The sequence below is a fragment of the Phormidium pseudopriestleyi FRX01 genome (assembly GCF_017313335.1).
GTDB lineage: Bacteria > Cyanobacteriota > Cyanobacteriia > Cyanobacteriales > Laspinemataceae > Laspinema > Laspinema pseudopriestleyi.
The window spans coordinates 1-11,250 of sequence record NZ_JAFLQW010000249.1; the positions used below are offsets into that span (position 1 = coordinate 1).

7 protein-coding genes are annotated in these 11,250 nt (G+C 46.0%); 4 read left to right on the forward strand and 3 right to left on the reverse strand.

From position 1 onward, the window contains the following. Nucleotides 1-323: 323 nt before the first annotated feature. Nucleotides 324-1,079 (reverse strand): DUF1997 domain-containing protein, encoded by a 756-nt coding sequence (locus J0895_RS09230; RefSeq protein WP_207087813.1) that lies wholly within the window; start codon nt 1,077-1,079, stop codon nt 324-326. 351 nt (nt 1,080-1,430) lie between these two features. On the opposite strand from J0895_RS09230, the gene J0895_RS09235 reads away from it, so the two are divergent. The 3 genes from J0895_RS09235 (at nt 1,431) to J0895_RS09245 (ending at nt 5,065) form a co-directional block, all read left to right on the forward strand. After that, nucleotides 1,431-2,090 carry an SDR family oxidoreductase gene (locus tag J0895_RS09235; RefSeq protein WP_207087814.1) on the forward strand — a complete coding sequence of 220 codons (660 nt, stop codon included), beginning with the start codon at nt 1,431-1,433 and terminating at the stop codon, nt 2,088-2,090. 381 nt (nt 2,091-2,471) lie between these two features. Beyond that, nucleotides 2,472-3,179: a glycoside hydrolase family 24 protein gene (locus tag J0895_RS09240; protein WP_207087815.1), complete on the forward strand. Its 708-nt coding sequence runs from the start codon at nt 2,472-2,474 to the stop codon at nt 3,177-3,179. Between the two features lie 326 nt (nt 3,180-3,505). Continuing rightward, complete coding sequence (locus J0895_RS09245; protein ID WP_207087816.1) at nt 3,506-5,065, forward strand: M48 family metallopeptidase; 1,560 nt, start codon at nt 3,506-3,508, stop codon at nt 5,063-5,065. Nucleotides 5,066-5,231: 166 nt separating this feature from the next. On the opposite strand, the gene J0895_RS09250 is transcribed toward J0895_RS09245, so the two are convergent. Together J0895_RS09250 and J0895_RS09255 are read right to left on the reverse strand one after the other, a co-directional pair. Beyond that, nucleotides 5,232-7,712, reverse strand: a complete 2,481-nt coding sequence (locus J0895_RS09250) for a S8 family peptidase (RefSeq protein ID WP_207087817.1) — start codon at nt 7,710-7,712, stop codon at nt 5,232-5,234. Nucleotide 7,713: 1 nt separating this feature from the next. Further along, entirely contained in the window at nt 7,714-8,718 is a 1,005-nt protein-coding gene (locus tag J0895_RS09255; RefSeq protein ID WP_207087818.1) for an AAA family ATPase, read from the reverse strand. A 412-nt stretch (nt 8,719-9,130) separates the two neighbouring features. Between J0895_RS09255 and J0895_RS09260 the strand changes: the two genes are divergently transcribed. Continuing rightward, entirely contained in the window at nt 9,131-11,227 is a 2,097-nt protein-coding gene (locus J0895_RS09260; RefSeq protein ID WP_207087819.1) for a tetratricopeptide repeat protein, read from the forward strand. Nucleotides 11,228-11,250 lie beyond the last annotated feature (23 nt).

An 11,250-nucleotide genomic window follows, 5' to 3' on the forward strand; every position in this document is an offset into this window, starting at 1 on the left:
AAAAAGGCGCAAGCCCCCTCACGAGCAGAAAAAGGCGCAAGCCCCCTCACAAGGAAACTTATAGTAGGGGTCATAGTGACGTGGCTGAAGCGCGTCACGCTCATCTGGAGGCTCTGCCTCCAGTCCCCAAGCAAGGCCTTAAGCCGCCTCTTTTACTTCTCACGGCTTCAACTCATCACCGGAGCTAGAGGCGGCAGAGCCGCCAAGAATGCGTGACGCGCTTCAGCCACGTCACGAGGAAAAGGCGCAAGTCACGAGGAATCTGTAGGGGCGATTCGCGAGTCGCCCCTACATTTAGGGTTTATGCGTAAGTCCTGTATGGGTTAGGGAGTTTCGAGGTCCTCGGGGATCTCTTCCCCGGTGCCATTGTCACCGCTACATTGACGGCACAGATCCGAACTGGGGGTTTTAGCGCGTTTTTTCTTGAAGACTTCTAGGCGATCGCGCCCGATGGTGGAGTGAAAATCTTCCTGGACTTTGTAGGTTAAGCGACGGGAGACTTGTTTAACGATTTGTGCCAGGAGGCGATCACCGGTTTTTTGGACCAAGGGGAGGGGTAAGGCCTGGATGAACTTGGGAAAGCAAACCCCCACTTTTAAATCTAAATTCCATTCCACCCGAGTCATAGTGGGAGGAAGGTCCTCAGTATGGCGGAGTTTAATATTGGAATAATCTGCCGGAACTTCTATTAATTCCTGGGCCGCTTTAAACTCTACGTCATAACCCGGGGGGACATAATCGGGAATGGCGATCGTTTCGATCAGATAAACGCGATTCTGTTGTGGTAATAGGTTCAGACCAATTTTCGGTTCCACTTCATAACCAAGGGCACCAAAACGCCCAATAGTCAGAGCATAACCATTTTCTCCTAAAGGATCTGCCTGCATCGGACGAGCACAGCGTTTAAACCATCCTTGGTGAACGTCAAAATAGGCAGCAACGGTTTCAACATCGGCATACATTTCCATGCCTCCGACAAAATGAGTCTGAAACCACATCGGTTCACAAGCAACAGAGGTAGAGGCCTCGCGATCGCCATCGATGGATGTTTGCTTATGGTTTAAAATATCTAACTGCATAACCGCTTCCCTGATTGAGGGTCTGTGTTTTTGTACGGCCACCGGAGTGGCTGGATGCTATTTTCTCTAGGTTATCTTGTCCGTGGTAGGGAGGAAATCCGTAATTCTGCCCGAATTTCGTTGATTTGGGTAAGCTTCACCTTGACCGGAATCACGGTTGAGCTGGCATCCGTTTCTATCATAGACAATCCCCCGAGGGAGATTCTGTGATGTAGATATCCGAACCTGGGCGATCGCGATCGGTCCCCAATTTTTTTTTAAACTAGAGGAGGTTTAGGAGGCTAAATCCTCCCCCCACTTGCATAACAGCAATGATTTGCAATTGAATCCATAATTTTACCTAAAAAACTGATGAAAGCATTTGTAGCCGGTGCCACGGGACAAACGGGACGACGAATTGTCGAAGAATTGGTCAAGCGGGAGATTCCCGTGCGAGCATTGGTGCGGAACTTGGAGAAAGGTCAGCAACTCTTACCCCCCCAGGTGGAGTTAGTCGTGGGAGATGTGTTAAATCCCCAGAGTCTCAACGAGGCGATCGCCGATTGTACCGTCGTGTTATGCGCCACCGGTGCCACCCCCAGTTTTGACCCCACAGGACCCTACCGCATTGACTATGAAGGGACCAAGCATCTCGTCGATGTCGCCAAAGTCAAGGGAATCGAACATTTTGTTCTGGTTTCCTCCTTGTGTGTCTCTAACTTATTCCATCCGCTCAACTTATTTTGGCTGATTTTAGTCTGGAAAAGACAAGCGGAAAAATATATCCAAAATAGCGGTTTAACTTACACCATCGTCCGTCCAGGAGGATTAAAAAATACCGAAGATGAAGCGGCGATCGTCATGGAATCTCAGGATAAATTATTTGACGGGAGCATTCCCAGAACTAAAGTCGCCTTAGTCAGCGTCGAAGCCTTATTTCAACCTGCCGCCCGGAATAAAATCGTGGAAATTGTCACCAAAGCTGAAGCGCCAACCCAAGCATTCAATGAGCTATTTGCCAGTGTAGTTTAACTTAAACCCGGGTAAAATGGGAGCATCTCAATTTTGCCTAAAAACCGAATCTGACCTCTCCCCCCTGCCCCCCTCCCCTTGCAGGGGAGGGGGAAATTGACATCTTTCTCCCCCTTCCCTTGAAGGGAAGGGGGCTGGGGGGTTAGGTCTCTTTTCAAAATTGAGATGCTCCCAACCGAACAGGTTAAACCCCTAACGGGATAATCTGCCGCACCTAAATAAAGCAGGGGAATTGTACCACAGAAACCAGCCCATAATTTTTCTGGAAATTCCTTCACTTAAAACCTGGATAACTAACTGCATCTAGCCCAATCCAATCAGTTAATCCAAGCGAAAATCCTGGGAAATCTACCCTAATTCCTGAATACTTAATCATGCCTTATGCTTTCTCAATCTTCTGTCCAACCGTTGAACTTGAGTCAAAAGCCTGTAGTTAAACGCCGCAGAAAACCCCCAAAATTCAGACAGTTTGTATTCCTGTTAGCCGGGGCGATCGCCTTGCCCATGCTGTTTTATCACGTCGTTTTTCGTCGCACCGAAACCCTGCCCCTCTCCCTGATGGCCCCCTTACCTCCCTTAGTCATGGAGGATGGTGACCCCTACATCCGCGCACTGATGCGAACCATTTCCGCCAGTGAATCCAACGTAGAATACCCCTACGCCGTCATCTATGGCGGCCAATACATGGAAGACTTGAAACGCCATCCCGATCGCTGCGTGCGGATCGTCGCCGGACCCAATCTCAACAACTGCTCCACCGCTGCAGGTCGCTATCAGTTTATCACCACAACCTGGGAAGAAATGGCCGAACGCTACCACCCCAAACCCGACGGCAGATGGTTCTGGAAATCCTATAGTTTTGAACCCAAATTCCAAGATAAAGTCGTCTATGCATGGCTCAAAGACGAACAAGCCTGGGGAGTGAACATTTCCGAATTATTAAAACAAGGAAAATTAGATGAAGTCTTATCTCTGCTTTCCGGAACTTGGACCAGTCTCGGCTACGGCATTGAAACCAATTCCATGAGCGCCTATTTACCCACCATTTATCAGCAACTTTTGGAAGAGGAACTGCAAAAATCCATATAAACCCATCAGAAACCCGGTTTCTAGCCCCGATTTTTGATTCAAGCATCAAAACAGGTTCAGAAACCGGATTTCGGTCTGTAGAACTGGGTTTAAAGCACCTTCATTTCGGATATGGCGACCCTCAAAGGAAACACATGATTCAGATTTGGGTTCTAAGAGGCTAATACCATATCCGGTTATCAAAGACCTGTTTTCTCTCTGAGCCCGCGCAGGCTGGCTTTGTCCCTGTAGCCGAGCCCTTTAGGGTATAGGTTTTTACTGAACCGACAGCCTAGACCGGAAACCATACCATCATCCCTGACCCAATCAAGAGGAACCCCCCCCCAATGAAACGATTTCGGCACGTGCTATGGGCAACAATTGGAGTAGCTTTATTCCTCAGCATGAATTTGTTGGTGAACTTTGCACCCGCTCACTCCACCTTGCCACCCACTGGGGTAACAAACCCTGCACCGGCTCACAAAATACCCACCTTCTCCAGTTTAAAACAAATTCTGGAACTGGCTTTTGAACCGGGAAGCTCAGAATTTAATACCCTAGTCGAAGCCGATCGCCTCTTCCTAGCGGGTAACACCCAAGCAGCAGAAAAACTCTACCGCCAGGTAAAAGGTCAGTTTTCGCAACAGACAGGGGACCCGGCAATTCCTAAAGCCATCAGCGATCCGGAACAACTATCCGGCGCGGGTCGAGTTTATTGGCGCGAAGCACAAGCTGGATTTGAACAAAAGTTAGAAACCCGAATTTTTGTCCCGTTACAGCAATTAGTCGAAAGACATCCGGAATTTATTCCCGGTCATGTGTTGCTCGTTCAAGCCTTACAAGACTACGGAAGAGGAGAGGAAGCCCTAGGGGTTTTAGAACGCGCCACGACTCTTTATCCCAACGAACCGGAATTAATTCAAACGGAAATTTCAGCCTTACAAACTGAAGAGAAATGGTTGGAATCTTCCATTGCGGCAAGGCAATTTGCTGTTCTGTATCCGGAACATCCTCAAGCCTCAGAATTCAAGGCGATCGCCGATGATGATTTAGGTCGGTATCGTTCTGGAATTCGCCGCCGCTTAATCGGTCAAACCCTCCTCACCGGCGCACTCTCCATCGGCGATTTACTCCTAACTGGAAACGTTGCCGGAACCATCCCCGCCATTCAACTCACCATGCTGTTAATGCAAGGAGAAGCCGCATTCGGTCACCAACTCGCGGAGTCTTTCCAACAGCGTTTACCGATGGTTGAAGATGAAACCATCGTAAACTACGTCAATGAAGTCGGACATAAAATGGCCGATTTGATGGGACGGGATGAATTTGAATATGAATTCTTCGTAGTTAATGACAAAAATCTCAATGCCTTTGCCCTTCCTGGTGGCAAAGTCTTCGTAAATACCGGCGCACTCCAAAAAATTAACACCGAAGCCGAACTCGCCGGTTTACTGGGTCATGAAGTTGCTCATGCCGTCTTGTCTCATGGCTATCAGCGCGTGGTTCAAAGCGCCCTCCTTTCTAACTTAAATCGCGTCGTGCCAATGGGTGATTTAATTGCTGCCCTAGTCGGTCGCGCTTACAGCCGCCAGAACGAACGACAATCGGATATTTTAGGCTCAAGAGTCTTAGCCAATAGCAATTACGCCGCCGATGGCTTACGCAACCTCATGCAAACCTTCACCGAATTAGATGGAGGACGAGGAGGGGTTTTAACCTGGTTATCCTCCCACCCCGCATCTAGCGATCGCCTCCGCTATTTGGAAGAATTAATCCAGCGCAATGGTTACAACCGTTACGCCTTTGAAGGCGTTGAACGCCACTCTCAAATCCAAAGCCGAGTGGAAGAACTCTTCCCCCAAGAAGAGGCAGGCAATGCAGTCGAAGTTCTCCTAGCTGGAGCATAAATTCAGCGTTACTTCCCCGGTGAATCCCTCGCAATAAATAACCCCAAACTTCTCTTTTAAAAGGGGCAACTAAACACAAAAGGCGCAAGGTTAACCTTGCGCCTTTTTCCTGAAAACAGTCTCAACCTCAACGTCATAACGTCAGTCGTTTTCCAATGTTAGTCCGTTAGAAACTATCCAGAGGAACAGTCAGGCTTACTAAATTGGAAATAGGCGTATAAATGTCCACTTCAACTCCCGGTACTCGAATAGAAACCAGTAAAGAATAGTAGGCGATCGCATTGTAACGATTCAAATATTTTTTCTCTTTCCACCATCCTCCGACTGGATAGACATCGATCGCATCTTTTGCCGCCAACTCCACTGCCGTACCCTGCCAAATATCAGAATGAATAGACCCGAAATCTCTGGCATGAGGTCCCAGAAACCACTTGTTATTATCAGACTGCCTGTTCCCGCTTAAATCCTCCTCCTTTTCTCTAGCTGCTAAATTGATTCGTTCTCTAAACATCTCATCGGTTTCCAGAGAATCTTTAACCTGGAAGCGGAATCCGTGAGAAGGATAGCGGTGGCGATAGGCCCATCCCCGTTCTCCAGGATTGGGTTCTATAAAGTAGGATAGAGTAATTTTTAGCTCGATTGTTGCCTCCCCCAGTTCTTCTAGTATCTCTTTGGGCAAGGGGAGTTTATGAATTTTCATTTCTTTCATAGTCACCTGACTTTTTTGAACATGAAATGGTTGAATTTTATCTTCAATAATCAAAGTTAAATCGTTATTTGCACTTTTTATCGCTCGGTCTAAATCGGGAACGCCATATCCATAGCGTCTTAAAAAATTACCTCTCTCTCGTTTGGAAGAAGTTGCTATAAAATGAGCCTGCATCGCTGAAGTCCATTCAGCGGAATGGACAATTAATCCGCGTACTGTTTCTGGATAAAAATCAGGATATTCTGACATAATCCGTGCTGCCATATAGCTGGCAAAAGCAGTTGCAGAACTGGTATCACTGATATGGTCCAACATTCTGAAATTTGGACGATAATGAGTGGTCAGCAGACCCAGGTCGTTAATAGACTCGGCTGGATTCTGTCCATCCCAAGCCATATTTCCCCCTTCAAATACGACATCTGGGCGAATCGGCCAGTGGCCGTCCCACGAAACAGAAGTCCGACTTCTAGGACAGAGTTCTCCTCCTGGTGCTAAGGGTGTCCAACCCGCATATTTAGCGTCGATAATATTAACTTTTTCCGTATAGGCCCCGACAATTAAAGCGTTCCAGGCTTGTCCAGGATTTTCTATAGGTTCAATATCATTAATATTGAGGTAATCTTCTCCATTAATATCTTCACGAATATTCCCAGCAGAAATAATGATGAGTCGCCGGAATTCACCATCGTTGAAGCAAAGTTGATCCACTGCAGCGGACCACGATGTTGGGGTTCCTCTATTATTGGATTGGGTATCACTGGTGACCGCCATACAAAATACTCGACGGCGATCGGGGTCTTGAATTTCAGGTAAAGAAACCCCTTGTCCGGTAATTGCACCGTACAAATCCGGGTCATTTGTTCCTGAATTTGGGAGAATTTTGACTGATTCCAGACGGTGCAATAGTTTCACCGGATCGGATGTAGCTAGAAAATCCATGAGGGATTCAGCATACAAGCATAAACCCGCCATTGCAGTACCATGACCCTTCCAAGTCGCACTGTCATTCACCCCCCAATTATCGTTAACGGTGTGCATATCCGGTGGATTGAGTCCTGGAGTTAGCAGTGGGTGGCGTTGCATTACACCACTGTCCAACAGGCAGATTGAAACCGCTTGTTTCCCTGAGTTAACCACACGGTTAGCTAAATCTTGAACCCATTCATCTTGTTCTCGTCCTTTCATCTCCAGAAAAAACGAGGGAGTATCCTTGGCAATCCGCAATTCGGCAACGGCATCAGAGTGCTTAATCACTTGCGCCATTGCTTCGAGATTGCACAGTGCTAAAACAATGTCATGTTCTGGAAAAGAAAGATAATCTGGTTTGGTTCTGAGATTTAGATTCGCAGTGAGAGAATTAAAGGCTTCTTTTCGGTCCTTACGGAGCCAAACCTCCCACCAAACTTCTCGTTCATTTTGTGGGAATAGAGACGGTTCATCTGTAAACAAGGATTGAACGGTTCCAATATCTACCCCTTCTAGTCGGGCAATAAATGGTTGGTTTTTCGGTTTATTTTTATCGGTATTTTTATCCCGATACTCTTGAATTTTTTTTAAAAAGAAATCACTGGCAGACTTGGGAACAAATACAGTAGCTTTAACCATACCTGCGGGTTCGGTTAGCTGACTCACGGCAACCAGTTCAATCTTTTTGGAACGGTTTTCCAGAGACTTTAACGCCTCGTTTTCTTCTGCCTTAATTTGAAATTCCAGGTAAAACCCTGGGGGTTCGGTTGGTATCTGAGCATCTCTCGATTTGAGTTGCAGTTGAGCTTTTTCCAGGGCCCGACCGATCGCCTCCTCTAAAAATTGAGCATGAGCATATCTATCTCGCTCAGGAGGAAGTTTGGCGGAACCACGACCTGAAGATTTGTAGGGTTCACTTGTTCCTGTTCCCTCCACATAAAGATGAGGAAAGTCCCGAGATTTTTTAGCCATGCTATGAAGATGCGTTCAACAAAGGGGTACGAGTCATATTTTTTCTATCTAAGATAGCATATAATAAATGTTCTCGGTTAATTTTCTCCGTATGGGATAAAATAGCTTGTTTTGCGGCTTCATCTGCGGCGCGAACGATATCGGCTAAACTCAGGTTTTCTGCGCTGGTCAAAATTTCTGACCAATCCTCCCATTCGAGGTCAAACAAGACCAATCTAGTTTCTAAAATACTCTGAATCATAGATGGACTGGGAAAGCTATATTCAATCACATCATCAAACCGACGAAACAACGCTTCATCGAGTAAATTGGGATGGTTTGTTGCAGCAATAATTAAACTATCACTGGTGTCATTTTCTATAAATAGCAAAAAAGAGTTTAAAATGCGGCGAATTTCTCCGACATCGTTAGCACTGTTGCGCTGGGTACCAATGGCATCGAATTCATCAAAAAAGTACACCCCCCTTGTGGCAGACATTGCATCAAAAATCAGTTGCAGTCTACTGGCAGTTTCTCCCATAAATTTACCCATCAGACTACTATAGATTGCCGTAAACAGAGGCAATTGTAACTCACCCCCTAAAGCAGCAGCAGTCATGGTTTTACCCGAACCAGGGGGACCGACTAAGAGAATCTTGCGACGGGGTGATAAATTATATTCTTGTAGGCGATTACGCTGTTTCTGTTCCGTAATAATCCGGTTGAGTCTAAATTCTAATTCGGGAGAAAGGACCATATCCCTAAGTTTAGTATCCGGATATCGCACGGATAATAAATTTCCGAGTTCACCTTTGGGTTGAACTAACGGCACTATACCCGGTTTAGGCGCGATCGCAGACTTCCGGTTTTTCGCTTCATTAATCAAGTCCCGGATTTCTAACGCCAGCTTGCCATGTCCCTGCCTTGCTTCCGACGCAGCAATTTGGAGGGCCGCAGAATAAAACTGCTGCTCTTCGCCTTCTATATGGCTTCTTAAAAGCGCTATGATTTGACGAGCAGTAGACATAAATCAGCTATCCTCTCCCCAAACAGCATTCAGTTTTTGTTGCTGTTAATATCTAACTATTTTACCTTTTTTTTAACAAACTTTGTTTAAAAGTTAATGAATTTTAATAAACCATTAAATTAAAGTATTTTAAGGATATAAGCCATAAGGATTGTAGGGACTGAAGCTTGTTAGTGTATAGTTTAGGTCAAGGACCAATAACAATTGACTTACTTGATTCAACCATCGGAATATGGGTTGTAAAGCTTACCGAAACGAAGTTGCCAAAATTGAGGACAAGAATTCCCGACCCTATCCCCCTTTTAAATCACTGAACTCTCCTACCCAGGTCCCAGGTTGCTCATTTGTTTAACCTATGGCAAAATGGGTCAGATGCTTGAATAGCCCGTTTCTACCCTCGCAGCGACAAATCATGCTCGGAACAACTCTCGGTGGACGTTACAAGATTGTCAACTCCTTGGGAAGCGGGGGTTTTGGGGCGACTTTTCTCGCGCAGGATTGCCACCTTCCCGGGACTGCCCCTTGTGTGGTCAAACAATTACAGCCCCAGTCTACGGATCCGAGTACCCTGCAAATTGCCAGACGGTTATTCGATACAGAGGCGCAATCCCTGCATGAGTTGGGATGTCACGATCGCATTCCCAAACTGTTCGCCTATTTTGAAGAAAACCAAGAATTCTATCTGGTTCAAGAATATATCGAGGGTCAGGACCTCAGTCATGAATTGATTCCTGGGGAAAAGTTGGATGAGAAAACTACGCTGAATTTACTGCGAGAACTGTTGGAAATTTTGCAGTTTGTTCAGAGTAAAAATGTCATTCATAGAGATATCAATCCCCGGAATATTCTGCGCCGCAATTTGGATAAAAAATTAGTTTTAATTGATTTTGGGGCAGTTAAACAAATTACCACAGAACTGCTGAATCAGAATGGAAAACCCGGATTAAGTGTCTGTATTGGCACTCCAGGTTATTTACCCAGTGAACAAGCGAATGGATTTCCAAAACCAAGTAGTGATATTTATGCGGTGGGAATTGTTGCCTTGCAAGTCCTTTCGGGTTTATTACCCCATGAATTCCCCAAAGATTCAGAGACGGAAGAAATCAAAGTCGCGGAATTGGTGAAGGTGAGTCGGGAATTTCTCAAAGTATTAGAACGGATGGTTTGTTACGATTTCCGGGAACGCTATGGTTCGGCAACGGAGGCGTTACAGGCGATCGCAGATTTAGAAAAGCCCACGGTGATGACCGTTTCGGTCCCTGGGGTGGCACCACTGCCTCAACCTCGCTTTAATTTTAATAAAAAGAAATGGGTTTTAGGAGTAATTTCTTGCGGCATGATTGGGGCTGGAATGATTGCCGGTTCGGTTTTTGTTTGGAATAAAATTAAATCGGTGAATGCCAGTGAGTTGTATCAACAAGGGCATACATTATATCATTTAAGCCGGTATGAAGAGGCATTAAAACGTTATGAAAATGCTATTGAAATTAAGGGGGATTATGTAGAAGCCTGGAAAGAAAAAGGCGATACTCTCTCTCGATTAAATCAGAATGAAGCGGCGATGGATGCTTACGATCGCGCGATTCAACTCAATCCCCAATATCTGGATGCCTGGATAAGGCGTGGGGATGTATTAAATCGATTGCAGCGGCATGACGGGGCGATCGCCAGTTTTGAAAAAGCCATAGAACTGGTTCCGGAATCCGCCGAAGCATGGAATGCTAAGGGCAATACCTTACTGAGTTTGCAGCGGTATGAAGAGGCGATCGCCTCCTATGATCAAGCCCTGGAATTTCAACCGGAATCCTCAGAAGCCTGGTATGCCCGGGGATGGGCTTTTCATCAATTGAAAGATTATGAAGCTGCCTTAAAATCTTATGATAAATCCGTAGAATATCAATTTGATTATGCCCGGGGATGGTATAATCATGGGAATGTCTTGATGCAATTGAATCAAGCAAAAAAGGCCGTAGAGTCTTATGATAAAGCTGTGCGATTTCAGCCGAATTATGCTGAATCTTGGTATAGTCGCGGGAATGCCTTGATGAAGTTAAAGGACTATTCTGAAGCCGCTAAATCTTATGAACGGGCGGTCAAAATTCAGTCTAGTTATCAGGAAGCCTGGTATAGTTTGGGATGGGCGCTGCACCAGTTACGCCGCTATGAACAGGCAGTCGATGCCTATAATCAGGCGTTAGATTTGAATAAAAATGACTATCGGGCTTGGTATAACCGGGGGAATGCACTTTATAATTTGAATCGATATCAAGAGGCAGTTTCTTCCTATAATGAAGCGGCTTATGTAAAGCCGGATCATGCAGAATCTTGGTATGGCAAAGGGAATAGTTTATCCACTTTGGGCCAATATCAAGAGGCGATTTTGGCTTATGATCGGGCGTTGCGATATCAACCGAATTATCGGGCGGCTAAAGAGGGTAAGGAACGGGCGCAGAGGGAGATAGAACAGCGGGAGAAACGGGACTCTCCTGATGAGGGCGATCGGGAATAACGACATTGTAGAGGCGATGCGCG

What these genes read in the sequence shown, in the direction of transcription:
- J0895_RS09240 (WP_207087815.1), top strand. Translation starts at nt 2,472, where the DNA reads ATGCTTTCTCAATCTTCTGTCCAACCGTTGAACTTGAGTCAAAAGCCT.
- J0895_RS09230 (WP_207087813.1), bottom strand. Translation starts at nt 1,079, where the DNA reads ATGCAGTTAGATATTTTAAACCATAAGCAAACATCCATCGATGGCGAT.
- J0895_RS09245 (WP_207087816.1), top strand. Translation starts at nt 3,506, where the DNA reads ATGAAACGATTTCGGCACGTGCTATGGGCAACAATTGGAGTAGCTTTA.
- J0895_RS09255 (WP_207087818.1), bottom strand. Translation starts at nt 8,718, where the DNA reads ATGTCTACTGCTCGTCAAATCATAGCGCTTTTAAGAAGCCATATAGAA.
- J0895_RS09235 (WP_207087814.1), top strand. Translation starts at nt 1,431, where the DNA reads ATGAAAGCATTTGTAGCCGGTGCCACGGGACAAACGGGACGACGAATT.
- J0895_RS09260 (WP_207087819.1), top strand. Translation starts at nt 9,131, where the DNA reads ATGCTCGGAACAACTCTCGGTGGACGTTACAAGATTGTCAACTCCTTG.
- J0895_RS09250 (WP_207087817.1), bottom strand. Translation starts at nt 7,712, where the DNA reads ATGGCTAAAAAATCTCGGGACTTTCCTCATCTTTATGTGGAGGGAACA.